Origin of the sequence: Actinospica durhamensis (genome assembly GCF_018139695.1) — a bacterium.
In the GTDB taxonomy this organism is placed as follows: Bacteria; Actinomycetota; Actinomycetes; order Streptomycetales; family Catenulisporaceae; genus Actinospica; species Actinospica durhamensis.
Window position 1 is genome coordinate 45,713 of the sequence record NZ_JAGSOG010000008.1, and the last position, 26,924, is coordinate 72,636.

A 26,924-nucleotide genomic window follows, 5' to 3' on the forward strand; every position below is an offset into this window, starting at 1 on the left:
CTTTCCGCGGGACGGAAGTCCGGTGTGACTACGTGGCGCTGTAGTAGCCGAACACGTCCCCGATGATCTCGACGGTGTTGTACCCGGTCCCGGTCTCGTTGTTGGTGATGGTGATCCCCTGGTCCGAGCCCGTCGTGGTGACCGCTACCTGGGCCATGTTGGACACCGTCTGGCCGGCCAGGTAGTTGACGTTGGACACGTTCGGCGTGGCACCGCCGGCGGGTGCGGCGGTGAGGAAGCCGTTGCCCGTGCCCTCGAGAGCCGTCAGGTTCAGCACGTACGTGGTACCCGGGCTCTCGGCAGGCAGGTTGACGCTCGCACCTGCCGAGACCGGAGAGAGGTAGCCCCGGGTGTCCAGCTCCCGGGTGGGGATCCCGGGTACGTACGCGGCCGAGCCCGACGCCTCGGTGTAGTAGCCGGTGACGTCCGCGATGAGGTCCGTGCTCCCGGTGGGCGAACCGTTGTAGAGGTCGATATTGCCGTTCGCGCCCACCGGCACGATCACCGTGTTCGAGATCGTCTGGCCCTTGAGGTAGTTCAGGTTCGAGGCGGCCGGCGTGGACGTGCCGTCCGGGAATACGGTGACGAAGCCGTTGGAGGTGGTGTCGACCGCGGTCACGTGCAGCGAGACGGCCGTGATCCCGGAGGACGGGAGAGCGCCGCCGTCGGCGTTCACGATCTGCAGCGCGATGGTGTCGAGCGGGCCGAGCGGCGCCTGGGGATCGCCGACGCCGTGCCGGGTGTCGAGGATCCGGGCCGGAGGCACGGCCTCGTAGCCGCTGGTGGAGTGGTCTTGTGAGAAGTAGCCGGTGACGTCGGCGATGACGTCGACGGCCGTGGTCGAGGTGATGCCGCTATCCGCGATGTCCACCCAGCCGTCGGCCCCGACCGGGGCGATGACCTCGTTCGCCACCGCCGCGGTGGCGCCGTAGTTGACGTTGGAGACGCTGGGCGCGCTGACACCGTCGGCGTAGGCCCTGAGGAAGCCGGAGCCCGTGCCGTCCACGGCGGTCAGGTTCAGCGCGACCGCGGTGATCCCGGTCGGGATCGAGCCGGTGCCGGCGACCTTGAGCCGGATGACGGCGCCCGAGGTCACCGCTCCCTGGGTGGTGCCGACTCCGTGTCGGGTGTCCAGGATCCGGACCGGGCCGTACGGCGTGAAGTCCGAGCCGTTGGTGCCCAGGGTCGTCGAGAGCGACTCGGTGGCGCCGTCGGCCTCGGTGACCGTGGCCAGGATGGTGTAGTGCCCCGACTTCGCGTAGGTGTGCGTCACGTTCGGCGTCGTGCTCTGGGTGGTGGTGCCGTCACCCCAGCTGAACGAGTACCCCTGCGGGTTCACCGGCGGCTCGCTGTCCGAGACGGCCACGGTCAGCGCGTCCTGCGGCTGAAAGGACATGGAGCCGAGCACGGTCGAGTAGGCCTGGTACTGCACGGCGCCGCGGGTGCAGTAGTCGGGGCTCCCGGCGCCCGCGATGGCTGCGAACGCATCGTACGTGCACTGATTCCCGAAGTAGTCGGTGCTCAGCATGCCCGGCGCGGACGAGTCGGCCGAGCCGATCGCGGGACTGTTGGCAGACGGGCTCGGGATGGCGGTGAACTGCGGGTCGGCGACGAGATCGTGCGCGCCCTCGGTGGTGGCGGAAGCCAGCGCGGCGGCTGTGCTGTAGAAGGCTCCGTTCCACGCGTAGGGGTAGAAGACGCCGGATACGTTCGCCGACGGCCACAGCAGGTTGTAGTCGGCGGTGACCGGCGCCTGAGCGGAGTCGGACACGGAGAGCATGCCGGTCGCCGGGGTCCCGGTCACGCAGTCGCCCGCGCCGCCGACCGTCAGGATGTTGTTCTCGACGACGGATCCGCCCGACGCCCCGCTCACGCCGACGGCGGTGCCGCAGGCCGAACCCGTGCTGACGGTGTTGCTCACGACGTCCGTGCCGGTGGCGCCGACTACCGAGATCAGGGGCGCGTACGAGGTGGCGAGGGTGCTCGAGATGTTCTGGATGAAGTTCGTCGTGATCACGTCACCCGAAGCGCCCGCGTCGACCTGGATCACCGGCGCGGTCGTGGGGCCGGAGACTATCAGCTCACTGCGGCTGACGGTCACCGCCGAAGACGACGCGGCGAGTTCGACGAGGGGAGCGGCGTCCGTCTGCCCGGCCGAGCCCGCGCGGCCTCGGATCTTGTCGAGCGTCACGTGCGAGGAGCCGGAGACGGAGACCGCGGTCCCCAGCGTACTCGTGATCTGGAAGCCCGAGATCGTGACGTACGAGGCGCCGTCCACGGCGATCACGGGCACGGTGTCGGCCGAGCCCGCCGCCACGCCGACCGACGTGGTGGACGTGATCGAACCCTCGATGGTGATCGGATCCGTGGCGGTACCGGTGTTGGAGATCGTCACGGGAGCGTACAGAACGCTGCCCGAGACCTCGACCGTGTCTCCGGCCACCGCCGCGTTCACGCCGTTCTGCAGAGTGCAGAACGGAACCGCGCCGGTGCCCGTACCCGAGTCGCTGCAAGCCGTCGACGAACCGTCGACGTAGATGATGGTGGAACTCGTCGAGTCGGCAGAGGCGATGGCCGGGGCCATGCCCACTGTCGAGACGACGAGGACAGCGCAGAGCGCTGTGCGGCGCGTGCGCACCGATGCCTCCCCATTTCGATTGTCTTCCCGCGTCCGCGCGCCGGCGATGCGGCCGCGGCGGACGCCGTCGACTCTACCCGTTTGTTAGTACCCTGCTATCAACGGTTCCGCCACAGTCCGGATCACAGCCGCGCGCGCATGCTTTCGCAGACCCCGTGGACGTCGGCGAACCGGTGGGTGCCGTCGGCGCCGCGCACGGTGCCGGTGTAGCGGCCGAACATCTGGAAGTAGTCGATGGCGAAGACCCCGAGCTGGTGCTTGACCTGCTTGCGGCCTTCGGGGGTGAAGGCCGCATCGAGGCGGCCGTCGGCGGAGCGCATGTGCCAGGGGGCGTTCGGATCGGCGGGGTCGGCCGGTTCGAAGGTGATGTCGGCGAGGGGCTCGCAGGCCTGCGGCGTCCAGACGCAGGACTCCTCGGGCTCGCCGGGGACCTCGGGCCGGTCGACGAAGTTCGCGCCGATCAGGCCGGCCGGGGTGCGCAGCGCGAAGGTGCCCCACAGCCAGTTCGTCCGGTAGGGCAGCAGCGAGCGGTGCTCGTCGAGGACGGCGAGGTCGCGCTCGGCGTCGAACAGGAGCTTCTTGTCGCCGACCCGCAGCACGCCGCTGACCGGGAACAGCGCCTTGTGCGTGTACATGCGGGCGCGGCGGCCGGGCAGGCGGGAGCTGACCGAGAGCGGCGGGCCGGCGTGCGCGGCGTCGAGGCGCAGTTCGCCGGCGATGGCCGGGGCGGTCGGGGTGGCCGCGACGTCGAAGGTCAGCCGGTGTTCGCCGTCGGTGTCGGCGAACTCGTACGCGATCGAGTAGCCGCCGCGCCGGGCCGTGTACGTGCTGCCGAACAGCGCCGCGGGCATGGACAGGGAGCCGCTGCGCATGGTGACGGCGTGCTGGTGCAGCACGTGCGCGGCCCGGTCGTACGCGTAGATCTCCGAGCTGGCCAGGTAGTGCGCGTCCTGGATGATGAGCGAGGAGTACCAGTCGGGGTGCAGCAGGGTGAAGCCGATCCACTCCTTGAGCCTGAGCCCGCGCAGGCGCCGGGAGAACCCGGTGAACTCGTCGAGCGGGTTGACGACCGAGGGCCGGGCCTCGAGGCGACCGTAGCGCCGGGCCCAGCCCTCGACGAGGCTGTTCGGATTCGACATGGCAGGGAACGTAGTGATCGGGTCGGGGTAAGTCAACGGGTGAGGAGACTTCGACGCCTCACCCGTCGACGTACCCCGGGCCGGTACCCCTACCCGGGCCCGGATCAGTTGCCGGGCTGGGCGACGGTCGCGTCGAGCTCCGGGACGTTCACGTACAGCTTGATCGGCTCCGAGGAGACCACGAACGGCTGGTCGGTCTCCACCAGCGTGCCGGTGGAGGTGAAGAAGAAGACCCCGTACTGCCCGCCCTCCTCCGGACCGTAGGAGCCGTCGTCGCCGATCGCGTCGAGCACGCAGCCGTCGGCACTGCCGCAGTTCGTGGTGATCTGGGTGGCGGTCATCTGGGACTCGGTCGAGGAGACCTTGCCCTTGATGACGTAGTAGCCGATCGGCGTCGGGGAGCCCCAGGCGAAGATGTAGACGTAGTTGGTGTCCCCGGCCGAGTTGTACAGCTTCAGCCGGGCCGCGAGATTCTCCCGTTCGAGCGGATCGGAGGGCGCCGCGGCGGTGTAGGGATACGGGACCGCCTGGTTGAACTCCTTGTACGTGGTCTGCGATATCACGTTGCCGCCGGAGACCTGGTTGCCGGACGAGCCCGTGCACGCGGCGAGCGTGGCCAGGCCGAGCACGGCGACCAGGGTGGCGAGGATCAGGACGCGGATACGGTGGTGGCGGGCGCGGACCTGGGTGGGCTTCATGACTTGGAGACCTCGCAGACGGTGGTGGGATAGGCGGAGGGCAGGCCGCTGGGCAGCAGTCCGGAGGCCAGGATGTTGCGGACGTCGGCGTTGTACGCGGCGACGTCGGTCAGGCAGTTGAGCTCGAGGCCCTGCAGGTCGATCTTGTCCTGCTGGGTGGTCACGTTCGCGGCGAGCACCTGGATCTTCTGCTGGTCGGAGAGCACGGTGGCCTGGTCGCCGAGCAGCTTCGTGTTCTGCGCCACCTGGTTCTGGCCGGAGTTGTGCTGCCGGGTGACCGACGCGTCGCCGCGCACGCCGGAACTCGAGGTCCACAGCCAGATCCCGACCGCGGTCACCGCGGCGATCAGGACCAGCGCGGCGATCAGGACCGGAACGGTCAGCGCGAATCCGCGGCCGGTCGCGCGGTAGCCCTCGCGCAGGGATTTTCGATTGGAGCCGGAGGGGGGCATGTGTCTCTCCCGACGTGTGGAAGGCCGTCAACAGGGATGAATGAGGAGCAATCGCGGAACTGAGGGCACGCCGAGGTCACGGGCGGCGACATCGCCGGCCCGCTCGGGAGCGTGCGGAGAAGGGGTGCGGGTGAGTCGGGAGGGCCGGCGGGCGTCGCCGGATCCGGGGGCATCCTCGCCGTGTCGGATCCGGCGGCGTCCTTGCGCCGATCGCGTGGTGCTCAACCGCCGGGCATGTGCGGGAGCGGGTGCGCGACGCGAGGGACGTTCAGCGTGTCGGGAGCGCCCAGGATGACCCGGACGTTCGGGGCGCTGCGTTCCGCGTCGCGCCCCGCCTTCTATCCGGCCTGGATCGTCACCTGCTGCGTCGGCCGGTGGTTGTCCTTCGCCGCGGAGTCCGCGGTGGGCGTGGCCGCGTCCTGGCGCATCGAGGCGAGCAGGTTGCGGGCCAGGCCGAGGCCGGTGCCGCCCATCGTCAGGGCCTTGGCCAGCATGTCGTCGACGCCCTCGGCGCCGTTGAGCACGACCATGTGGTCCACCCCGGCGAAGGCCTGGGCGCCGGCCCTGACGATCTCCGGCCAGCTCTCGGCCAGCTGCTGGGCGATGACCGCTTCCTGGTTCTCGGCCAACGCCGCGGCGCGGGCCTTGATCGACTCGGCCTCGGCCAGGCCGAGGGCGCGCGCGGACTCGGCCTGGGCTAGGCCCCGCGCCTTGGCCGCGGCGGCCTCGGCCTCACCGGTGGCCCGGGTGGCCTCGGCGTTCGCCAGACCGCGGGCCCGGGTGGAGGCGGCCTCGGCTTCGGCCGCGGCCCTCACCCGCATCGCGTCGGCGCTCGCCCGCAGCTCGGTCTCCTTGGCCTCGGCCTCGGCCTCGTGCACCTTCGACTCGCGCTGTGCCCGGGCGAGGGTGACGGTCTTGTACGCCTCGGCGTCGGCCGGCTTGCGCACGTCGACCTGGAGCTGCTGCTCGCGCTTGTTCGCCTCGAGCTCGGCGACCCTGGTCTCCTGGACCACGACCTCCTGGTGCGCGGCGGCCGCGGCCAGCGGTCCGGCCGCCTTGGAGCGGGCCTGCGCCTGGTCCACCTCGGCCTGGTATCCGGCCTGCTGGATGTTGGCGTTGCGGATCGCCTCGGCCTTGCGCGCGTTCGCCTCGGCCTCGGCCTCGGTGGCCACCCGCTCGGCGTCGGCCTGGGCGATGCGCGCGTCCCGCTGGACCGCGGCGGTGTGCGGAGCGGCCAGCGCCTTGATGTAGCCGGTCGGGTCCTCGATCTCCTGGATCTGCAGGGAGTCGATGGTCAACCCCAGCTTCTCCATCTCGTGTCCGCTGGTGGCGCGGGTCTGCTCGGTCAGCCGCTCCCGGTCGCGGATCATCTCCTCCACGGTCAGGCTGCCCACGATCGAGCGCAGGTGTCCGGCCAGGATGTTGTGCACGCGGGTGTTCATGTTCGCCTGCTGGTCCAGGAACCGCCGCGCCGCGTTGGCGATCGACACCCGGTCGTCGCCCACCTTGAAGATCACCACGCCCTTGACGTGCACCGGGATGCCCTGGGCGGTGACGCAGTCCACGGCCAGATCCGCTTCGTTGAGGTCCAGCGAGAGCTTGCGCACGGCCTGCACCCCGGGCAGCACGAGGGTGCCGCGTCCGGTGACGATCCGGAAGCCCATCCCGTCTTCCACGCCGTCGACGCGGTGCTTCGCGCCCGAGATCAGCAGCGCCTGGTTGGGCTCGGCCACGCGCCAAGCCGCCTTGAACGCGACGACGAAGACCAGAACAGCGGCCGCCGCGATTACCCCGATCATCAGTGCCAGAGGCACTTGAGGTCACTTCCCCCTGCATGTGAATGGAAACTGCGGCCCGATGCCGCGAGCCCCGACCACTGGTGTACTCCTGTCCGCGCCCGTACGCGAGCGGCGAGAAAGTGTGCTGCGTCACACTCCTGTCAGAGGGCTGAAACGTAGACGGTACGCGGCGCGTGATAGTCCATCACCACCACGATCGTGCCGGGCGCGATCCGCTCCTCGGGGTCCGCCGCGTACGCCATGAAGGCCTCCGCGCCCCCGCGCACCCGCACCATGACCTCGCCCACCAGACCCGGCCCGATCCGCCCGGTCACCCGCCCCTGCATCCCGACCATCGACGACCTCCGACGCGTCGCGGCGGGCTCCTCGGGGGCCGCCGCACGAGTGCTGACAGGCGTCATTACACACCCGCCGGGCGCGGCTCGCGGAGTGAGACGGGCGGTTTCCGGGCCCGGTGACGCGCTAGGGTCGGCTTGAGGTGCCGTGATCCGCACCGCGCCGCCGAGGAGCAAGAGACGATGAGCGAGCAGAACGAGCCGAGCGAGGACGGCCGGCCCGGCGTCGGGCACGAGCGGCAGGCGCCGCAGGACGTGGCCCGGCAGCTGCGGCTGCTGCGGGACAGCATCGACAACCTCGACGCGGCGCTGGTGTTCGTGCTCGCCGAGCGGTTCAAGTGCACGCAGAAGGTGGGCCGGCTCAAGGCCGAGCACGAACTGCCCCCGGCCGACCCGGAGCGGGAGGCGCAGCAGATCAGGAGGCTGCGTCGGCTGGCGGAGGAGTCGCAGCTCGAGCCGCAGTTCGCCGAGAAGTTCCTGAACTTCATCGTCGAAGAGGTCGTGCGTCACCACAAGCTGATCGCGGCCGGGGCCTCGCCGACCGCCGAATCGGACTGATCCGCGCCCGCCGAGGGCCGAGCGCAGGCCGATCCCGGGCCGATTCCCGCGTTGTTCGAGGCCGAATTCGGCAATCGTCGGCCGCGATATCACACAACCATTCCATTGCCGTACCCCGGACTGGCATCATGCGAGCCATGGCTTACCAGTTGCGCGGGGTGATCGGCCGGATATCGGCCGCGCAAGGCGTGGCGAATGCGCTCGGGTCCGCCGCGGTGGCGGTACCGCTCGAGCAGGGATTCGCACTGGTTCCGTACACCGCCGCCGTGTACGACGCCTTCGTGGCGGGGCGGGTATCGGAACGTATCAAGCCGTTCTGGTGGCTCGGCGAGTCGCTCGCCGAGCTGTGCGCGCAGGCGTCGAAGGACTGGCCGCTGGTGTACGTGGAGGCGGAGTACTTCGGCGGCGCCGGGGACCAGAAGGCGGTGCTGTGGGAGGCCGGCCAGGTCGCGCTCGGGCCGGTGACGACCGGGCGCCTGTCGGCCAGCGGGCGGGCACCGGGCAGCACGGCGATCTCGCAGGCCCTGGCCGGGTTGGGGGTGGTGGAGACGAGTGCGGAGCGCGACGAGTTCCTGGTGCTCGGGCTCGACCGCTTCCGGCACTGGGAGGACTGGGGCGGGCGGCGGTCCGAGGCCTCCGGGGACGCGGCGGACTGACCCGGCCGCAGCACGCTCCGCCGAACGAGTGAGGCGCCTGACCAGCGCGTTCTCCAAAAAATACGACAAAAGGTGCATAGGGGGTAACGCTGAGCTAGCGTGGCCGGTGTCGGGGGAGCCGTGCATCCGCGCGGCCCGCAGACTCTCCATCACCGTGAAGGATGTGAATCCCTATGCCCGATCTCGACGAGGCGAAGAACAGGGCCGAGCAAGCCGCGCAGCAGGCGCAGGACCAGGACGGTGACAAGTCCCAGTCCATGAAGGACAAGGCCTCCGGAGCAATGGATCAGGCCAAGAAGAAGATGGACAGCAACGCGGACGGCAAGGTCGACGCCGAGGATATGAAGAAGATGGGCGAAGACGCCGTCAATAAGGTCAAGGGCCTGTTCAAGAAGAGCTGAGCGCATATCAGCGCGGGCGGAACCTACCGCTGCGCGGTATCGCTACCCGGGCCGATCCCGGCCGACGTGAGAACGTCGGCCGGGATCGGTGTGTCCGGCGCCGGGGACGCGGTGCGGCGCGTGGCCCGGCGCCGGAGGCGGCTCACGCCTGCGCGTCGCCGGAGCCCGCGCGCACCTGGCGCAGGGTCTCGGTGAACCAGCGGGCGCTGAGCTTGGGGGTGCGCTTGAAGGTCTCGAAGTCCACCCGGATGATGCCGAAGCGCTTGTCGAAGCCGAAGGCCCACTCGAAGTTGTCCAGCAGCGACCAGACGAAGTAGCCCTGGATGTCCGTGCCCTGCTCCCGGGCCTCGGCCACGGCGGCGAGGTGGTCGGCGATGTAGCCCACCCGGTCGGCGTCGTGCACGTAGCCGGTCTCGTCCGGCTTGTCGTCGAAGGCGGCGCCGTTCTCGGTGATGTACACCGGCACGCCCGGGTACTCGCGCCCGACCCGGATCAGCAGCGACGCGAAGTCGTGCGGCATGATCTCCCAGCCCATGTGGGTCTGGGGCAGGCCCTGGAGCACGTGCCGGGAGACCGGGCGGCCCTGCGCGTCGTGGGTGGCGCCGTCCTCGGTGCGGCCGCTGAGCTGCTGGCCGAAGTAGAAGTTCACCCCCAGCGAGTCGATCGGCGCGCCGATGATCTCCAGGTCCCCGTCCTGCACCGGGATGCTCACGCCCTCGGCCTCGAGGTCGGCGATCAGGTCCGTCGGGTAGCGCTTGTACCACAGCGGATCCAGGTACATCCGGTTGTTCATGGCGTCGGCCCGGCGCACCGCGTCGAGGTCCTCGGGCGTGTCGCTGGCCGGGGTGGCCGGCCCGAGGTTGAGCGTGACGGCGAGCTTGAAGTCGTTGCCCGCACTGGCCGCGAGCTCGCGCATGCGCTGGCCGGCCAGGCCGTGGCCGAGCAGCTGGTGGTGCGCCGCGGCGGCCGCGTCGGCCAGCGAGGTGCGGCCCGGGGCGTGCACGCCGCCGAGGTAGCCGTGGGTGGTGACGACCGAGGGCTCGTTCAGCGTGGTCCAGGTGCGCACGCGGTCGCCGAACCGGTTGTAGACCAGCTCGGCGTAGTCGGCGAAGCGGTAAGCGGTATCCCGGTTGGGCCAGCCGCCCGCGTCCTCGAGCTCCTGCGGGGTGTCCCAGTGGAACAGCGTTGGCCACGGGTCCACGCCCGCCTCGAGCAGCGCGTCCACCAGGCGCTCGTAGAAGTCCAGGCCGGCCGCGTTGGCCGGGCCGCGCCCGCCCGGCTGCACCCGCGGCCAGGCCACCGAGAAGCGGTAGACGTCGAGGTCGAGCTCCTTGATCAGGGCCACGTCCTCGGGCATCCGGTGGTAGTGGTCGCAGGCCAGGTCGCCGATGTCGCCGTTGTCGATCGCCCCGGGCACCCGGCAGAAGGTGTCCCAGACCGAGGGGCCGCGGCCGTCCTCGGCCACCGCCCCCTCGATCTGGTACCCGGAGGTGGCCGCACCCCAGCGGAAGTCGCGGGGCAGTTGGGCGATGCGCAGCGCCGAGGCGGGGGAGACCCCGGCGAGCGCGGCGAGGCTGCCGAGCTCGGGCGCCGGACCGTTCGGCGGGGCATTGTGGATACCGGAAGCGGTTCCGGCGACGGCAGCGCTCTCGGAGGCCGTGGGAAAATTCATGTCAGTCCTCTGTTTCGGGGGTGGCATGCAGCCAACAGGCGACGCTGCGGCCGGGCCCGGTCTCGGCGGGTCGGGTCAGGGAGAGGGGGAGCGGGGCGGGCGCGGCGGCGCCGTCGGCGTTCTGCTGCGGCGCGCCGAGTTCGGGACGGCGCGCGGAGCAGGGTTCGAAGGCGTGCGGGCAGCGCGGGTGGAAGGAACAGCCCGCGGGCATGGCACGCAGGTCGGGCGGGGAGCCGGGGATGCCGGTCAGCTCCCGGCGCGGACCGCGCAGCGCCGGGAAGGAGCCGAGCAGGCCCTGGCTGTAGGGGTGCAGCGGCTCCCGGTAGAGCTGCGCGGAGGTCGCGCTCTCCACGATCCGGCCGCCGTACATGATGGCGATCCGGTCGGCGAACTCGGCCAGCAGGGACAGGTCGTGCGTGATGAAGAGCACGGCGAAGTCGAACCGGCGGCGCAGCCGGACCAGGCGGCTGAGGATCTGCCGCTGCATCACCACGTCCAGCGCGGTGGTGGGCTCGTCCATCACCACCACCTGCGGATGCAGGGCCATGGCCATGCCGATCATCACCCGCTGGCGCATACCGCCGGACAGCTGGTGCGGGTAGGCCTCGAGCCGGTCCTCCGGGATGCCCACCAGCGCCATCAGTTCCTTGATGCGATCGGTGCGCTCGGCCGGGCTGGTGTCCGGCTCGTGCGCCTTGATCACGTCGCCGATCTGGGTCCGGATGCGGTGCACCGGGTTGAGCGAGTTCATCGCGCCCTGGAACACGATCGCGGTCTGCGCCCAGCGGAACCGGCGCAGCTCCGCGTCGTTCATCCGCAGCACGTCCACCGGCTCCGTGTCCGGGGCGTGGTAGAGCACCTGGCCGCCGGAGACCACCCCGGGCGGGGCGAGCAGCCGGGTCATGCCGTAGGCCAGGGTGGACTTGCCGCTGCCCGACTCCCCGGCCAGGCCGAGCACCTCGCCGCGGTGCAGGGTCAGGTCCACCTCGCGCACCGCGCGCACGGCCGAGGGGCCGGTGCCGTAGTCCACGCTCAGGTTCCTGATCTCCAGCACCGGCTCGCCGAAGCCGGGCCGGTGCGCCCGGCTGTGGCCGATGTCCCCGGCCACCGCCGGGTTCGGCGCGTCAATCGTGCTCACAGCGTCTCTCCCTCGGGGTCCTGGGCCAGTGCGGGGACGAGCTCGCCCGGCGCGCCGGTGACGGGGGTGAAGCCGATCCGCATCCGGACCCTGCGGCCGGTCGCGGTCTTGATCCGGGCCGGCCCGCTCGAGCGCAGCCGCGGGTTGACGAACTCGTCGATGCCGAAGTTCAGCAGCGCCAGGCCGGTGCCGAGCAGCGCGATGGCCAGACCGGCCGGGACGAACCACCACCAGGCGTTCTGCGCCAGCGCGTCCTGGCTCTGGGCCCAGTAGAGCACCGTGCCCCAGTTCCACTCCGAGACGCTGATCCCGACGAAGGCCAGGGTGATCTCGGTCAGCACGGTGAACACCACGGTGCCGATGAAGCCGGAGGCGATCAGCGCGGTCAGGTTCGGCAGGATCTCGAACACGATGATCCGCGAGGTCGACTCGCCGGTGGCGCGGGCCGCCTCGATGTAGTCGCGCCGGCGCAGCGAGAGGGTCTGAGCCCGCATCAGCCGGGCGTTCCAGGCCCACGAGGTGAGCCCGATCACCAGGATGACCACCCAGCCGTTGCTCTGCTGGGTGGAGGTGATGATGATCAGCAGCGGCAGCGCCGGGAGCACCAGGAACACGTTCGAGAGCACGGACAGGCTCTCGCCGCCGCGCCCGGGCAGGTAGCCGGAGGCGATGCCGATCAGCATCGAGAGCACGGTGGCGATCGCGCCGGCCAGGAAGCCGACCACGACCACGCCGCGGGTGCCCACCAGCAGCTGGCTGTAGATGTCCCGGCCGAGCTGGTCGGTGCCGAACCAGTGCGCGGAGGAGGGCCCCACCACGATCGCGGTGCCGGTCTGGTCCGGGCTGTACGGCGCGATCCAGGGTCCGATGACCGCGAAGACGAGGAAGAACAACAGGATCAGCGCGCCCGCGGCGGCCTTGTGGTTGCGCAGGAAGCGCGGCAACCGGAATCGGTTCGGTCGCATCGGTCAGCCCTCCTGGCGCGTGCGCGGGTCGAGGATCAGGTATGCCAGGTCGGCCAGGAAGTTCGCGGCCAGCACCGCCAGGGTGATGACCAGGAAGATCCCCTGCATCAGCGGGTAGTCGTCCGCGCCGATGGCCTGGAGCAGCAGCAGGCCCACGCCCTGGTAGTTGAACACGATCTCCACCAGGAAGGTACCGCTGACGATGAAGCCCAGGGAGAGGGCGAAGCCGGAGATGTTCGGCAGCAGCGCGTTGCGGGCGGCGTAGCTGAGCATGACCCGCCGCTCGGACAGGCCCTTGGCGTGCGCCACGGTGATGTAGTCCTCCGAGGTGACGGTCACCATCATGTTGCGCATGCTCAGCATCCAGCCGCTCATGGTGGAGACCACGATGGTGGCGGCGGGCAGGATCGCGTGCTGCAGCGCGTCGCCCACGAAGGACGTGGTCCACACCGGGGTCAGGCCCTGGCTGAAGCTGAACGAGCCCGGCAGCCAGCTGCCCGGGCCGGTGAACACGGTGATCGCGATCAGGCCGAGCCAGAAGTACGGGATCGAGGACAGGAACGAGGCGGCCGGCAGCAGCCCGTCCGTCCACGCCCCGCGCCGCCAGCCGGAGATCACGCCGAGCCCGGTGCCGATCACGAAGCTGAGTACCGTGGCGGTGCCCACCAGGAACAGCGTCCACGGCAGGTACTGGCCGATCAGGGTGCTGACCGGGGTGGGGAACTGGGTGAAGGAGATGCCCAGGTTCCCGTGCGCGAGCTGGCCCCAGTAGGAGAGGTAGGAACCCCACAGCGACTGGTGCTTGTTCAGGCCGAACAGCGCGGTCAGCGAGGCGATCGCGCTGGAGTTGATCTGGCCGGCGTACTTGGCCAGCAGGGCGCTGACGGGGTCGCCGGGCAGCGTGTGCGCGATGAGGAAGTTGATCGTGATCGCTGCCCAGGCGGTGAAGAGATAGAAGCCAAGGCGGGTCAGCAGGCGTCTCATGCGGCGCTCGCCTCCTCGTTCGCGTAGAGCCAGCAGGCCGCCCACTGGGTCGTGGGTGCGCCGTCGGGGTCGGGTACCTCGAACCGCGGCGGGGTCTCGGTGCTGCAGCGCTCCATCACGTGCGGGCAGCGGGGGTGGAAGCGGCAGCCGGTCGGCGGGGTGACCAGGCTCGGCGGCTCGCCCAGGTCCTCCTCCTCGGTCAGTTCACCGTCCTCGTCGTACTCGCCGAACCCGGTGCCCAGGCGCTCCGGGTCGGGTGCCGAGTTGATCAGGAGCCTGGTGTAGGGGTGCGCGGGGTGCTGGGTGACGGTCTCGCTCGGCCCGCCCTCGACCATCCGGCCCGCGTACATCACCAGGGTCTCGTCCGCGAAGTAGCGGGCCGAGGCGATGTCGTGGGTGATGTAGAGCACGGCCAGGTGCAGCTGCTCCTTCAGGTCGCGCAGCAGGTTGAGCACGCCCAGGCGGATCGAGACGTCCAGCATGGAGACCGGCTCGTCCGCGAGCAGCACCTCCGGCTGCGCGGCCAGGGCGCGGGCGATGGCCACGCGCTGGCGCTGGCCGCCGGACAGCTCGTGCGGGAACTTGGCCAGGTACTGCTCGGCCGGGGTCAGCCTCACCCGGCCGAGCAGGTCGGTGAGGGCCTGGTCGAGTTCGGCTCTCGACCGGCCCGCGTGGCCGTGCACGCGCAGGGCCCGGGACAGGGTGTAGCGCACGGTGTGCACCGGGTTGAGCGAGGCGAAGGGGTCCTGGAAGATCAGCTGGACACTGCGGCAGTAGGCGCGCAGCTTGCGTCCGCCGCGCACCTTCACCTCCTGCCCGTGCAGCCGCACCGAGCCGTCGGTGCGGTGTTGCAGGTGGGCCAGCAGCCGGGCCACGGTCGACTTGCCCGAGCCGGACTCGCCGACCAGGGCGGTCACCCGCCCACGGTGCAGGGTGAGGGTGACCTCGTCCACCGCGTGCACCACCCGGGCGTGTCCGCCGAGTAGTTCGCGGCCGGAGGCCGGCAGGGGGAAGTGCTTGGTGAGACCCTCCGCCTCGAGGACGGCCGTCTCGGCGGCTATCACGTCCACATTCGTTTCCGTTTCTACGGGTCGAGGGGCCCGCCGCGCGAGAGTGCGACAGGCCCCGGGAGCCGGCCGGCGCGCGGCCGGCCGACTCCCGTGGTTCGAGTGCGATGGATCAGGACCCTGAGGCGGGCTGCAGGTGCAGGATGATGTCGAGCGAGTTGATCAGGGTCGGCTGGGCCGGGGCGTACGGGTTGTTCGCCGAGGGCCAGCCGGTCCAGTCCTTGGTGCTGAACTCGCCGCCGCCGTTGGCCGCCATGATCGGGATGATCGGCATGTCGTTGACCATGATGCCCTCGAGCGTGCTCAGCGCCGTGTTGCGCGCGTCGTCGGTGGCCGCGTTGGCGTAGGCGTCGAGCGCGGCGGTGGCCGCCGGGTTGTTGTACCGCTCGAAGTTCTCGTTGGCGGTCTTGCCGATCGGCTCGTACTGGGCGCCGTCCAGGATCGACTCGTAGATGTCGTACGGGGTCGAGCCGCTGTTGGTCCAGTGCAGCACGGCCTGGAAGTCGCCGTTGGCCACGTCCGTGGTCCAGGTGTTGGCGTTCGGCTGGGACACGGTGGCCTTGATGCCGATCTGGGCCAGGTCGTTCTGGATCAGCGTCAGGTCGGTGTCGTAGTCCGACCAGCCGGCCGGGTCGGACAGGTTCAGCGTGACGGCCTTGCCGCCGTACATCAGCGTGGAGCCGCTGTAGCTGAACCCGGCGGTGCCGGTGATCAGGGCCTTGGCGGCGCTGACGTCCACCGTGGCGTTGTCGGAGGTGTAGGCGCCCTGGATGAACGAGGTGCCGGCCGGGGTCGGGATGCCGGTGTTGCTGGTGACGGTCGGGTAGAAGTACCCGTCCTCACCGGTCTGCACGATCGTCGCCCGGTTGATCACGTCGTTGATCGCCTTGCGCAGGTTGGCGTTGTCGAACGGCTTGACCGTGGTGTTGATCCACAGGCCGTGGATGCCGAGCACCGCCGGGAACCACAGCTGCAGGTGCTTCGGGTCCTTCGCGGTGTAGGTCACCGAGGGGTTCGGGATGAACTCGAAGGTCCAGTCCGACTCGCCGTCGGTCATCGCGGTTTCCTGCGTCGTGTTCGACGAGTACGAGGTGTAGTTCAGCGTCTTGACCGCCGGCAGGGCCTGCCAGTAGCTGGCGCGCCGGGCGAGCGTGACGGTCTGCGAGCTGAAGTGCGAGAGCGTGTACGGGCCCGAGCCGACCGGGTTGGTGTCCGGGTCGGTGGCCGGGTTCGCGATCTTCGACCAGATGTGCTCGGGCACGATGAACTGGTTGAGGATGTGCGTCTGGTACACGTACTGCGAGGTCGGGAAGGTCAGCGTGACCGTGTTCCCGCTGCTGCTGATGGTGCCGAAGTGGATCGCGAAGGAGTTCAGCGCCACGTTGTTCTTGATCAGGTTGAACGTGTACGCCACGTCCGCGGCGGTCAGCGGCTGGCCGTCGGACCAGGTCACCCCGTTGCGGATGGTGAGCACCAGCTGCTCGTAGTTGTTCGACCACTTCCACGCGGTGGCCAGCCACGCCTCGCCCGCCTGCGAGGGCTCGACCACGTTCGTCATCACCAGGGGTTCGTAGATGACGTTCTTGTAGCCGAGGCTGTTGGCGGCCGAAGAGCTCAGGAACGGGTTGTTGTTGTCGCTCTGCGGGCCGTTGGGCATGCCGATGTCGAGCACCCCGGAGCTACTGGAGCTGCCGCCGCCGGTCGACGAACCGCTTGAACCTCCGCAGGCGCTCAGGGTGCCTGCTGCCAGGATCGTGGCGGCTATGGCCGCTATAGTTCTCGATGTACGCATGTATCCCTCACTTGAGTTTCGTCTACTCGCGGATGACGTGCGGTGGAACGGCGCACGCGGGAACGTGCTGCCGGTCCTTGTCCCACCCGGCCCACCTCTTTGCGCGGTGGGCCGGACTGGTTGTCGGGGGTGTGCGCTGCGGCGCGGTCAGTTCTCCGCGCTGCGGGCCTGGGGGTGCGAGGATCCGCGGACCACCAGTTCCGTGGGGACGATGAACGCCTCGTCCGGCAGCTGTTCGCCGGAGTCCAGGTGCGTCATCAGCAGCCGTGCCGCCGCCTCTCCCATCGCGCGCATGGGTTGGCGCACGGTGCTCAGCGGCGGGTTGGTGTACGCCGCCAGGGGGACGTCGTCGAACCCGACGACGGCCACGTCCTGGGGGACGCGCAGTTTCGCCTCGGTCAGCGCCTGCAGTACGCCGGCGGCCGAGAGGTCGTTGTGGGCGAAGATCGAGTCGAAGGCGATGCCGGACTGCAGCAGCCGGGTGGTCGCGCGCAGCCCGCCCTCGAAGGTGAAGTCCCCGCCCTGCACCAGCCGCGGGTCGAGCGGGTGGCCCGCCTCCGCCAGCCGGGCCCGGAAGCCGGCCAGCCGTTCCCTGGTGCAGCCCCAGAGCACCTCGCCGGTGATCACGGCGGGCTTGGTGCGTCCGAGGGTGAGCAGGTGCTCGGCCGCGCTGGCGCCGCCGATCCGGTTGGTGGTCGCCACCGAGGGGAAGCGTGGGCGGTGCTCCCGGTCGTCGATCAGGATCACCGGCAGGCCCTGTTCGTGCAGGGAGTTGATGTAGTCGAGGGTGCCCTCGGGCTCGATCACGAGCAGGCCGTCGAAGGACTTGGCCGAGACCTGCCCGGCGAACTGGCGCATGGACTGATCGCCCTGGTTGCAGGTGAAGAGCATCAGCCCGTATCCGGCGGACTCGACCACGTCCACGGTGCCCTGGAGCACCTCGCCGATCCACGGCCAGGTGAGCGAGGGGACCAGCATGCCGATGACGCGGGTGCGGCCGCGGGCCAGGCCCACCGCCCCGGCCTTGGGAACGTAGCCGAGCTCGGCGATCACCTGGCGGACCCGGGCGGCGGTCGCGGCGTCGAGTTCGCCCTTGCCGTTGAGCACGCGCGAGACAGTGGTCTTGCTCACGCCGGCGCGCATCGCGACGTCGGTGATGGTGATCGGCAACGCTGCCTCCTCGCCTCCGGTACCGGTTCCGTAACCGGTACCGTGCGAGAAAGTAAAGCCGTGGCCCGGTTTCCCGTCAATGAACGCCGTATAACGAAACGAACATGGCAGCTCACGGACCTGCGATCTTCGTGCCCTGTTCCGGTACTCCGGCAATGCGGACACAAGCCCCGACGGCCCCTCGCCGTCCGCGTGAACAAACCCGCACGCGAGACAACGCAAGAGATCGAAATTCCCGCAACATTCTTGCACCGAGATGCCGTATACTTGCAGGCATGCCAGGCAAACTCTCCGATGTGGCCAAGAAGGCCGGCGTCAGCGAGGCCACGGTCAGCCGCGTGCTCAACGACAAGCCCGGGATCTCGGCCGCCACCCGCGCGGCCGTCCTCACCGCGCTCGACGTGATGGGCTACGAGCGGCCCACCCAGCTACGGGGCGAGCGCGCCCGGCTGATCGGCCTCGTCCTGCCCGAACTCCAGAACCCGATCTTCCCGGCGCTGGCCGAGGTGGTCGGCGGGGCACTCGCGCAACGCGGCTTCACCGCGGTGCTCTGTACCCGAACCACCAGCGGCATGTCAGAGGCCGACTACGTGGACATGCTGCTCGAGCGGCAGGTCTCCGGGATGGTCTTCGGCGGCGGCCAGTACGCCGAGGCGGACGCCCCGCACGGCCACTACCTGCGCCTGCTCGAACTGAGGCTGCCGGTGGTGCTGGTGAACGCGGCCAGCGAGAACCTCGACTTCCCGCGGGTGTCCACGGACGACGCGGTGGCCGTCGAGCAGGCCTTCGGGCACCTCGTCTCGCTCGGCCACGAACGCATCGGCCTGATCCTCGGGCCGCCCGACCACATGCCCTCACGGCGCAAACAGGAGGCCTTCCTGATCGCCGCGGGGCGGGCCGGACTGGCCGCTCCGGCCGAGTTCGTGGAGCACACCATGTTCTCCACCGAGGGCGGGCAGGTGGCCGCCTCCCGGCTGCTGAAGGCCGGGGTGACCGGCATCGTGTGCGCCAGCGACCCGATAGCGCTGGGCGCCGTGCGCGCGGTGCGCCGGGCCGGGCTGCGGGTGCCCCAGGACGTGTCCGTGGTCGGCTACGACGACTCGGCCTTCATGAACTGCACCGACCCGCCGCTGACCACGGTGCGCCAGCCGCTCGAGGCGATCGGCCGGGCCGCGGTGGCCATGCTGGTCGGGCAGATCGACGGCTTCCCGGTCACCGCCGAGGAGCTGTTGTTCGAACCCGAACTCGTGGTGCGCGGCTCCACCGCGCCGGCTCCGGCCCCGGCTCCGGCCGCGGCATAGGCTCCGCCGGGCCGCGGCGAGATCGCGCAAGAAATGATCGGGCCGTCCTCCCCACACCGGTGGGGAGGACGGCCCGATTCGTTGTGCGCGCTTACCTAATCGGCTGACCTGCGCTCCCGGCCGGAGCGGTCGGTCGCCGGGCGGCGTCAGCCCTTGAGGCTGCCGGCCGTCAGGCCCGACATGATGTTGCGTTGGAAGATCAGGAAGAAGATGATCGTCGGGATGGCGGCCACGGTCAGCGAGGCCATCTCCACGTTCATCGGGATGCCGTCCCCGGTCAGGTTCAGCAGGCCGACGTTGATGGTCATCTTCGAGGTGTCGGTGATCACCAGCAGCGGCCAGAGCACGTCCTTCCAGACCGCGACCATGGCGAAGATGGAGACCACCGCCAGGATCGGCCGGGACATCGGCAGCACGATCGAGCGCAGCGCGCGCAGCGGCCCGGCCCCGTCGATCGCCGCCGCGGCCATCAGCTCCTCCGGGATGGAGTCGAAGAACCGCTTGAGCAGGAAGATGTTGAACCCGTTGGCCACCGAGGGCAGCCAGATCGCCAGCGGCGAGTTGATCAGGCTCCAGTGCAGCAACGGCACGTTGACCGCGGTCAGGTAGTTCGGGATCACCAGCACCGTGGCCGGGATCATCAGCGTGCCCAGCATCAGGAACAGCACCGCGTTGCCCAGCACCGGCCGCAGTTTCGAGAGCGCGTAGGCCGCCGCGACGTCGAAGATCAGCTGCAGCACCAGGGCGCCGAAGGCGTAGTAGGCCGTGTTGAAGATCAGCCGCCCGAGGTCGTAGTTAGACCAGGCGGTGGCGTAGTTGCCCCATTCCCAGGTGTGCGGGATCAGGGTCTGCGGGATCTGCTCCACCTCGGCGGCCGACTTCAGGCCGCTGGAGGCGACCCAGTAGAGCGGGAAGAGGAAGAACACCGCGAACACCACGATCGTGACGACCAGCGCGGTCCAGTAGATCCGGCGGGCCAGCGGCCGGCTCAGCTGGGCCCTGGAGATCAGGGTCCTGGTTTGCGAGTCAGCCATGTCTCACACCTCCGCCGAGCGCCGGTTCACGTACAGATACGCCCCGGAGAACAGGGCAAGCACGACCAGCAGCACCGAGCTGATCGCCGCGGAGCCGCCGAAGTTGCTGAGGTTCGTCGCGTCCTGGTAGATCAGGTAGACCATGGTGCCGGTGCCGTTCGCGCCGCCGGTGAGCACCAGCGACTCGGTGAACGTCTGCATCGTGGCCACGATCTGCGTCAGCAGCATGAGCGAGAGGATCAGCCGGGTCTGCGGGATGGTCACGTGCCAGACCCGCTTGATGATCCCGGCCCCGTCCAACTCGGCCGCCTCGTAGAGCTCACCCGGGATCCCCTGCAGCGAGGCCAGGTAGATCAGCACGCCGCTGCCCATGTTCGACCAGGTGGAGAACACGACCATGCAGAACACGACGAAGGTGTTGTTGGGGGACTGCAGCCAGGCCGAGGTCGGCAGGTGCAGGAAGTGGAGCAGCGAGTTGAACATGCCGCTGTTGTCCGGGGTGTAGAACCACTTCCACAGGAACGCCGCGGCCACCGGGGGCAGCATCACGGGCAGGTAGACCAGCAGTCGGAAGTAGCTCTGCGCGTGGCGGAACTCGTTGAGCCCCACGGCGAGCACGAACGGCATCGCGTACCCGAAGATCAGGGCCAGCCCGGTGAACATGAGCGTGACCCGGACCGAGGTCCAGAAGCCCGGGTCGTGGATCATGTTCTCGTAGTTGCGCCAGCCCCGCCAGCCCTCGCTCTGGCCGATCACGTTCAGGTGCTGGAAGCTCAGCAGGAACTCGTGGACGATCGGATACCACGAGAAGAGCAGGAAACACAGGATCGCCCCGACGAGGAAGGCGTAGCTGGTCAGATTGCGCCGTATCCGACTGCCCAGAGGGGCTTTGCGGCGGCGCGCGGCCGGCACCGGGCCGCCCGCTCTCGGCAGTCCCCGCGCCTTGGCGTGGGAAACGTTGATGGTCGCCATCGGATCTACACTTCCGCTCTTTTCGGACGCCCGGCGTCTGGTCGGTGTGAGGAGAGAGGCGGCATCGGCGCCGCCCCCGCGGGCCGGGTGGCCGGCGGGGACGGCGCCAGGGGTGGAGCCGCTTACTGGTTCTGCAGGATCTGGTTCGCCGCGTTGGAGAACGTGTCCAGCAGCGCCTGGAGGTTCGCGTTCGGGTTGGTCAGCACCGCGTACATCATCTTGTCGCCCTGGGCGTAGATGGACTGCGCCGCCGGCGGCTCGACGATCAGCTGCATGGTGCCCAGAGCCTGGGCGAAGGAGCTGAAGTTGTCCGTCGGCACGTTCGCCGAGGCGGCCTCGTCCGAGCTCGCCTGCTGGTCGGCGGCCGACCCGGAGGTGAACAGGTCCGGCTCGGGCAGGCCCACCGGCTGACCCTGCTGGGCGGTCCGGGTGTAGTTGAACTGGCCGTCGCCGGGCGTCAGGAACTCGAAGTTGAGGAACTTGATGCCGGCCTGGATCTGGGCCGCGGTGTCCTTCTTGTTGAACATGTACCCGTCACCGCCGAGCAGCGTCGCGGTCGGCGAGCTCACGCCGGGCAGCGGGGCCATGGCGATGTTGGTGTAGGGCGTGTTGTACGTGGAGTGCATGTTGGTGACGGTGTCCGGCGCGCCCATGTACATGCCCAGCTTGCCGCTGGCCATCAGCTGCTGCGGGTCGGACCAGGCCAGACCCTGCTTGGTGCCCATGTCGTTGTCCACGAAGCGCATCTGGTGCAGCATCTGCAGGATCGACAGGCCGGTGCTGTTGTCGAAGGCGGCCTTGGCGTTGTCGCCGGTGCCGGTGACCATCTGCCCGCCGCGGGAGAAGACCTCGGCCGCGAAGTGCCAGCCGCCGGTGTTCTGGGCGCTGAGGTCCACGTAGCCGATGTAGCCGGGGCCGAGTGCGCTGATCTTCTTGGCGTCGGCCTCGACCTCGTCCCAGGTGCTCGGCGCGCTGGCGATGCCCGCCTTCTGGAACAGGGTCTTGTTATAGACCAGGCCCTCGGAGTAGTTGTTCACCGGTATGCCGTACAGGTCCCCGGTGCCGTTCGGCTTGTACACGCTCTGCAGGCCCGGCAGGATGCTGCTGTAGTTGGTGATCTGGCTGGCGTACTGCTGGATGTCAGCCGCCTGGCCGGACGAGATGACCGTCTGGGCGTCCGTGAAGTACGTGTAGAAGACGTTGTCCTCGGTGCCCGCGGCCAGTTGCGCGGTGAACTTGGCCGGCACGTCGCAGGGGTTCGCGTCGTCACCCTTGACCGTGATGTTGGGGTTTGCCTTCTCGAAGGCGGTGATGTCGTCGAGGAACATCTGCCGCTGCGCCTTCTGAGTCGTAGGCGGCTCACATCCGACCGTGATGGTGACCGGCCCGGTGTTGGCGGCGGTCGGCGTACCGGAGTTATTGCTGCTGCTGGAACATCCGGCTGCGGCGAACGCCATTCCAACGGCGACGGCCACAGCGGCCTTGCGAGCTTTCATTCGACGGATCCCTTCCGGATTGTGCAGCGGATCGGAGTGGATTTCGCTCCCGATGCGCTGGTCAATGAGCGGATCTCTGCATTGAGTGGATCTCAGGGCTGGCCGCAGCGCCCGGACGGGCTTCCGGTACTTCGGCTGCCGAAAACATACAGACGCACGCTGAACTTAGCAAGACCTCGATCTAAGTCCTGCAAAAAATCAACTCTGCATGATGGGGCGGCCGTCAGCCACGCTCCTGGCAACACGGCGGCAAGCTCCCGCCGTACGCGTGCGCCGCACCTGCGCGGCGCGCTTGCGGCGCACCCGGCGCAGGGCACTGATCCGCCGGTGCGCCGCCCCGGCCCCGGTCCGCCCCGGCACATCAGGATTCGTGCTCGTCACCGGGTTCGCCGGCTGCCGTGAGGATCATCCGGTGTGGTGGGAGCGGTCCTGCGCGGTGGGCGCGCAGGACGTGCGAGCCCTGGATCGGGGGTGCGCGGCGGGTGCGCCGCGCACCCCGGCGTTCTCTTCGCTCCAGCGGCATCCCCACCCCCGCGGCACTCGACACCTCCCGGCGTCCTCGGCCCGCCCGGCTTCGGCTGTGCTCCGCAAGACGAGCAGGACACCAGCAGGTTCGCCTGACGTACCCGGCAATGTGTGATCTAGTTTTTGCACAGGAAACGTAGATCTCTTGCGTAGTTGTGTGGGGCTATGTATGTTGTGCGCAACCGGCATGTGACAGAGAAGGAGCCCGCCCCGTGACTCTCCATCAGACCGCCGCGCAGCGCCCGACCCCCGTGGCGCCCGCCACGCAGGACGCGGCGACCCGCGGCCCCGCCGGCGGGCCCTGGTGGCGCGACGCGATCACCTATCAGGTGTACGTACGCAGCTTCGCCGACGGCAACGGTGACGGAGTCGGCGATCTGCAGGGAATCAGAGACCGTCTGCCCTACCTCGCCGACCTGGGCATCGACGCCATCTGGTTCAACCCCTGGTACCCCTCGCCGCTCGCCGACGGCGGCTACGACGTCTCCGACTACCGGGACATCGACCCCGTGTTCGGCACCCTGGACGAGGCCGACGCGCTCATCAACGAGGCGCACGCGCTCGGTATCCGGATCATCATCGACATCGTGCCGAACCACGTGTCGGATCAGCACCCGTGGTTCCGGTCCGCGCTCGCCGCCGAGCCGCGTTCGGACGAGCGCGCCCGGTTCTGGTTCCGGCCCGGCCGCGGCCCCGGCGGGAACGAGCCGCCGAACAACTGGATCTCCCACTTCGGCGGCTCCGCCTGGACCCGGACCGTCGAGCCGGACGGCACCCCGGGGCAGTGGTACCTGCACCTGTTCGCGCCCGAGCAGCCGGACCTGAACTGGGAGCACCCCGCTGTGCGCGAGGAGCACCTCGACATCCTCCGGTTCTGGTTCGACCGCGGCGCCGACGGCATCCGCATCGACTCCGCCGCGATCCTGGTCAAGGACCCGTTCCTGGCCGACATGGACCCCGACGCCCCCGTCGACGCGCCGCACCCCTATACCGACCGGGACGGGATCCACGACATCTACCGGGAGTGGCGGGCGGTGGCCGACTCCTACGCCGCGCCCCGGGCCCTGATCGGAGAGGTCTGGCTGCCGGACCCGAACCGGTTCGCGATGTACCTGCGCCCCAACGAGATCCACACCGCCTTCAACTTCGCCTTCCTCTCCTGCCCCTGGGATCCGCGGGAGCTGCGCCGGGTCATCGAGGAGACCATCGCCGCGCACCTGCCGGTCGGTGCCCCGGCGACCTGGGTGCTCTCGAACCACGACGTCACCCGGCACGTCACCCGCTACGGCCGGGCCGACACCAGCTTCGCCTTCGCCACCCGGCGCTTCGACACCCCGCTCGACCTCGAGCTCGGCACCCGCCGCGGCCGTGCCGCCGCGCTGCTGAGCCTTTCGTTGCCCGGGTCGGCATATATCTACCAGGGTGAGGAGCTCGGCCTGTGGGAGGTCGAGGACATCCCGGACGAGAACAAGCAGGACCAGATGTGGCTGCGCACCAACGGGGAGGACCCGGGACGCGACGGCTGCCGGGTGCCGCTGCCCTGGTCCGGCAAGGAGCCGCCGTTCGGCTTCAGCCCCGAGGGCGCGAGCGAGCAGCCCTGGCTGCCCGAGCAGCCCAAGAGCTGGAGCCGGATGACGGTGGAGGCGCAGACCGGGGAGCAGGGCTCGATGCTCGAGCTCTACCGCGAAGCCCTGCGCGTCCGGCGCGCCGAGCCGGGGCTGCGCAGCGACCGTGAGCACCTGCGCTGGCTGCCCTCGGCCCCCGAGGTGCTCGCCTTCCGCCGCGGCGAGGACTTCGCCAGCGTGCTCAACTTCGGCACCGAGCCCGCGCCGCTGCCGCCGCACAGCACGATCCTGCTCCAGTCCGGCCCGCTCACCGAGGACGGCCTGCTGCCGGCGGACACCGCCGCCTGGCTCCGGCTGAGCTGAGCCCGGCCTTCCCCTTCCCCCGCGCGCACACGGGGGTGCCAAGGTTCCACCGCACCACCGCACCACCGCTGCACCGCATTACCGCACCTGCACCGCCGCACCGTCGCACCACTGATCCGCAAGACCCTTACTCAATGGAGAGGAACCGTCCTTGCCTCGACCACGTGCACGTCTCGGCCTGCTCGCCGCCGCCGCCGCGTCCGGGCTGCTGGGCCTCGGCGTCACCGGTGCGGCCCAGGCCGCGTCCGCGTCCGCCCCGGCCGCCAACTCCGCGGCCGCGCACACGGCGACCGGACCACGCTCGGCCTTCGATCCGTCCTATGACGGCGGCGCCACGGTGCCCGGACTGACCGGCGAATACCTGGCCACCGGAGCGAACGCCGCCACCGACGGCTCGGTCATCGGCCCCGACTACACCCAGGGCACCCTGGCCTCCGAGGCCGTCGGACGCGAAGCCGTGCAACTGACCGCGGCCGGCCAGTACGTCCAGTTCACCCTCGCCGCCAGTGCGAACGCGGTGGACGTGGACTACGCCCTGCCGCAGGGAACCACCGGCACGCTGTCGGTCTACGTCAACGGCGTGCGCCAGAAGCAGGAGCTCTCGCTCACCTCGGCGTACAGCTACATCGACACGCCGCAGATCTACGGCAGCCAGACGCACCACTTCTACAACGACGTCCGGATCATGTTCGGCTTCCAGCTCCACCGCGGCGACACGGTCCGGCTGCAGGCCGACGCCCAGGACACCGCGCTGCCGTACACGATCAACCTCGCCGACTTCTACCAGGTGGCCGCGCCGCTGCGTCAGCCCGCGCACACGGTCTCCGTGCTGAGCGAGGGCGCGGACCCGACCGGCGCGACCGACTCGACCGCGGCGTTCGCGGCTGCCGTCTCCGCCGCGAACGCCGCGCACGAGGCGGTCTGGATCCCGGCGGGCGACTTCACCGTCGGCTCCTCGCTGCAGATCTCCGCCGCCACCCTCGAGGGCGCAGGGTCCTGGTATACCCGGATCCACTCGAACGCCTTCATCGACAACACCGCCGCCGTCCCCGGCCCGGTGAACCTGAAGAACTTCGCCATCCTCGGCTCCACCGTCGGCCGGCACGATGACAGCACCGCCAACGCGATCAACGGCTCGCTCGGCACCGGCGCGGTGGTGGACGGCCTTTGGATCCAGAACACCAACGTCGGCCTGTGGCTGCAGTACGGCAACACGAACGTGACCGTGCGCAACACCGAGATCTTCGACACCGACGCGGACGGCCTGAACCTCAACGGCAACGCCACCGGCGACCTGGTGTACAACGTGTTCGTGCGCAACACCGGCGACGACGGCCTGGCCCTGTGGTCCTATCCGGCGAACGACGCGCACGACGTCCTGGCCTGGGACACGGTCGAGCAGACCAACCTGGCCAACGGCATCGCCGAGTACGGCGGCACCGACAACACCATCGCGCACGACGTCATCGCTGACACCAACGCCCTCGGCAGCGGCCTGACCATCTCCAACGAGCAGTTCGCCAGCCCCGGCTTCACCACGCTCTCCGGCACGATCGACGCCTCGCACGACACCGTGATCCGGGCCGGCGCGATGAACCCGAACTGGGGCCACCCGATGAGCGCGGTCCAGATCGACGCGTACGACTACGCGCTCACCGGCGTCCAGGTGAACCTGACCTACCTGAACGTCTTCGACACCCCGTACAGCGTCTTCGAACTGGTCTCCGGCGACGGCACCGGCCTCGGCATCAGCGGCCTGACCATCGACCACGCGGACATCCAGAACGTGGGCACGGTGGTGTTCCAGGGCGAGACGCAGGGCAGCGCGTACGTGGCGAACGTGCACGCCTCCGGCGTCGGCGTGACCGGCACGGTGCAGGACCAGTACCCGCCGGCCACCCCGCAGTTCCAGTTCGTGCTCGGCCCCGGCAACTCCGGCTGGAGCCTGAGCCCGACACTGGCCTACTTCCCGACCCCCTCGCCCGCGGTTCCGTGAGCGGGGATGAAGACGAGCGCTGACTGAGGGTAAGCGCTCGCACAGGGAGCGCCGGACCCGGCCATTTTCGCCAGACCGCACACTGGCGGGCCGGGTCCGGCGTACCTTTGTCTGGAGGGGCTCGAGACCCGCGGGGCAGATCCTGCTCACGGCTTTCCGGCAGTGTTCCACGTGGAACATCATGCATTATGCAGCATACTGTTCCACG

General features: G+C 69.6%; 22 protein-coding genes. 6 read left to right on the forward strand and 16 right to left on the reverse strand.

What is annotated here, in order from left to right; genetic code table 11:
- Window positions 1-28 precede the first annotated feature (28 nt).
- From KDL01_RS45065 to KDL01_RS03220, 6 genes are all read right to left on the reverse strand, one after another.
- Entirely contained in the window at window positions 29-2,638 is a 2,610-nt protein-coding gene (locus KDL01_RS45065) for a beta strand repeat-containing protein (protein ID WP_212526782.1), read from the reverse strand.
- Between the two features lie 122 nt (window positions 2,639-2,760).
- Window positions 2,761-3,777, reverse strand: a complete 1,017-nt coding sequence (locus KDL01_RS03200; RefSeq protein ID WP_212526783.1) for a DUF2804 domain-containing protein — start codon at window positions 3,775-3,777, stop codon at window positions 2,761-2,763.
- Between the two features lie 104 nt (window positions 3,778-3,881).
- A complete protein-coding gene (locus KDL01_RS03205; RefSeq protein ID WP_212526784.1) occupies window positions 3,882-4,475 on the reverse strand; it encodes a hypothetical protein in 594 nt (197 codons plus the stop codon).
- Window positions 4,472-4,927 (reverse strand): hypothetical protein, encoded by a 456-nt coding sequence (locus tag KDL01_RS03210; protein WP_212526785.1) that lies wholly within the window; start codon window positions 4,925-4,927, stop codon window positions 4,472-4,474. The genes KDL01_RS03205 and KDL01_RS03210 overlap by 4 nt, the downstream gene beginning before the upstream one ends.
- 338 nt (window positions 4,928-5,265) lie before the next feature.
- On the reverse strand, window positions 5,266-6,735 hold the full coding sequence (locus tag KDL01_RS03215; RefSeq protein WP_368861502.1) for an SPFH domain-containing protein: 1,470 nt from the start codon (window positions 6,733-6,735) through the stop codon (window positions 5,266-5,268).
- A 131-nt stretch (window positions 6,736-6,866) separates the two neighbouring features.
- Window positions 6,867-7,061, reverse strand: coding sequence for an NfeD C-terminal domain-containing protein (locus KDL01_RS03220; protein WP_212526786.1), 195 nt, complete (start codon window positions 7,059-7,061; stop codon window positions 6,867-6,869).
- Window positions 7,062-7,244: 183 nt separating this feature from the next.
- On the opposite strand from KDL01_RS03220, the gene KDL01_RS03225 reads away from it, so the two are divergent.
- The 3 genes from KDL01_RS03225 (at window position 7,245) to KDL01_RS03235 (ending at window position 8,676) form a co-directional block, all read left to right on the forward strand.
- Window positions 7,245-7,619 (forward strand): chorismate mutase, encoded by a 375-nt coding sequence (locus KDL01_RS03225; RefSeq protein ID WP_212526787.1) that lies wholly within the window; start codon window positions 7,245-7,247, stop codon window positions 7,617-7,619.
- Window positions 7,620-7,756: 137 nt separating this feature from the next.
- Window positions 7,757-8,275: a hypothetical protein gene (locus tag KDL01_RS03230; RefSeq protein ID WP_212526788.1), complete on the forward strand. Its 519-nt coding sequence runs from the start codon at window positions 7,757-7,759 to the stop codon at window positions 8,273-8,275.
- A gap of 173 nt (window positions 8,276-8,448) precedes the next feature.
- A complete protein-coding gene (locus KDL01_RS03235; protein ID WP_212526789.1) occupies window positions 8,449-8,676 on the forward strand; it encodes a hypothetical protein in 228 nt (75 codons plus the stop codon).
- A 142-nt stretch (window positions 8,677-8,818) separates the two neighbouring features.
- Here KDL01_RS03235 and KDL01_RS03240 read toward each other — a convergent pair whose 3' ends face one another.
- The 7 genes from KDL01_RS03240 to KDL01_RS03270 all read right to left on the reverse strand — a co-directional run bounded on the left by KDL01_RS03240 (window position 8,819) and on the right by KDL01_RS03270 (window position 17,464).
- Complete coding sequence (locus tag KDL01_RS03240; RefSeq protein WP_212526790.1) at window positions 8,819-10,348, reverse strand: GH1 family beta-glucosidase; 1,530 nt, start codon at window positions 10,346-10,348, stop codon at window positions 8,819-8,821.
- A 1-nt stretch (window position 10,349) separates the two neighbouring features.
- Window positions 10,350-11,402 carry an ABC transporter ATP-binding protein gene (locus tag KDL01_RS03245; protein WP_368861503.1) on the reverse strand — a complete coding sequence of 351 codons (1,053 nt, stop codon included), beginning with the start codon at window positions 11,400-11,402 and terminating at the stop codon, window positions 10,350-10,352.
- Between the two features lie 80 nt (window positions 11,403-11,482).
- Window positions 11,483-12,451, reverse strand: a complete 969-nt coding sequence (locus tag KDL01_RS03250) for an ABC transporter permease (protein WP_212526791.1) — start codon at window positions 12,449-12,451, stop codon at window positions 11,483-11,485.
- A gap of 3 nt (window positions 12,452-12,454) precedes the next feature.
- The gene (locus tag KDL01_RS03255; protein ID WP_212526792.1) at window positions 12,455-13,435 is read right to left on the reverse strand and encodes an ABC transporter permease; all 981 of its coding nucleotides are present in this window, start codon (window positions 13,433-13,435) and stop codon (window positions 12,455-12,457) included.
- Window positions 13,432-14,505, reverse strand: a complete 1,074-nt coding sequence (locus KDL01_RS45815; RefSeq protein ID WP_212526793.1) for an ABC transporter ATP-binding protein — start codon at window positions 14,503-14,505, stop codon at window positions 13,432-13,434. Before KDL01_RS45815 ends, KDL01_RS03255 begins: the two co-directional genes overlap by 4 nt.
- A gap of 109 nt (window positions 14,506-14,614) precedes the next feature.
- On the reverse strand, window positions 14,615-16,294 hold the full coding sequence (locus KDL01_RS03265) for an ABC transporter substrate-binding protein (RefSeq protein ID WP_212526794.1): 1,680 nt from the start codon (window positions 16,292-16,294) through the stop codon (window positions 14,615-14,617).
- 147 nt (window positions 16,295-16,441) lie between these two features.
- Complete coding sequence (locus tag KDL01_RS03270) at window positions 16,442-17,464, reverse strand: LacI family DNA-binding transcriptional regulator (RefSeq protein ID WP_212526795.1); 1,023 nt, start codon at window positions 17,462-17,464, stop codon at window positions 16,442-16,444.
- Between the two features lie 275 nt (window positions 17,465-17,739).
- Here KDL01_RS03270 and KDL01_RS03275 point away from each other — a divergent pair, with 275 nt between their 5' ends.
- Window positions 17,740-18,765, forward strand: coding sequence for a LacI family DNA-binding transcriptional regulator (locus KDL01_RS03275; RefSeq protein WP_212526796.1), 1,026 nt, complete (start codon window positions 17,740-17,742; stop codon window positions 18,763-18,765).
- A 146-nt stretch (window positions 18,766-18,911) separates the two neighbouring features.
- Here KDL01_RS03275 and KDL01_RS03280 read toward each other — a convergent pair whose 3' ends face one another.
- From KDL01_RS03280 to KDL01_RS03290, 3 genes are all read right to left on the reverse strand, one after another.
- Window positions 18,912-19,799 carry a carbohydrate ABC transporter permease gene (locus KDL01_RS03280; RefSeq protein ID WP_212526797.1) on the reverse strand — a complete coding sequence of 296 codons (888 nt, stop codon included), beginning with the start codon at window positions 19,797-19,799 and terminating at the stop codon, window positions 18,912-18,914.
- Between the two features lie 3 nt (window positions 19,800-19,802).
- Window positions 19,803-20,771 carry a carbohydrate ABC transporter permease gene (locus KDL01_RS03285; RefSeq protein ID WP_212526798.1) on the reverse strand — a complete coding sequence of 323 codons (969 nt, stop codon included), beginning with the start codon at window positions 20,769-20,771 and terminating at the stop codon, window positions 19,803-19,805.
- A gap of 122 nt (window positions 20,772-20,893) precedes the next feature.
- Complete coding sequence (locus KDL01_RS03290; protein WP_212526799.1) at window positions 20,894-22,267, reverse strand: ABC transporter substrate-binding protein; 1,374 nt, start codon at window positions 22,265-22,267, stop codon at window positions 20,894-20,896.
- 776 nt (window positions 22,268-23,043) lie between these two features.
- Between KDL01_RS03290 and KDL01_RS03295 the strand changes: the two genes are divergently transcribed.
- Both KDL01_RS03295 and KDL01_RS03300 read left to right on the forward strand, forming a co-directional pair.
- Window positions 23,044-24,720: a glycoside hydrolase family 13 protein gene (locus tag KDL01_RS03295; RefSeq protein WP_212526812.1), complete on the forward strand. Its 1,677-nt coding sequence runs from the start codon at window positions 23,044-23,046 to the stop codon at window positions 24,718-24,720.
- A gap of 151 nt (window positions 24,721-24,871) precedes the next feature.
- Window positions 24,872-26,716 (forward strand): glycosyl hydrolase family 28-related protein, encoded by a 1,845-nt coding sequence (locus KDL01_RS03300; protein ID WP_212526800.1) that lies wholly within the window; start codon window positions 24,872-24,874, stop codon window positions 26,714-26,716.
- The last annotated feature ends 208 nt before the right edge of the window (window positions 26,717-26,924 follow it).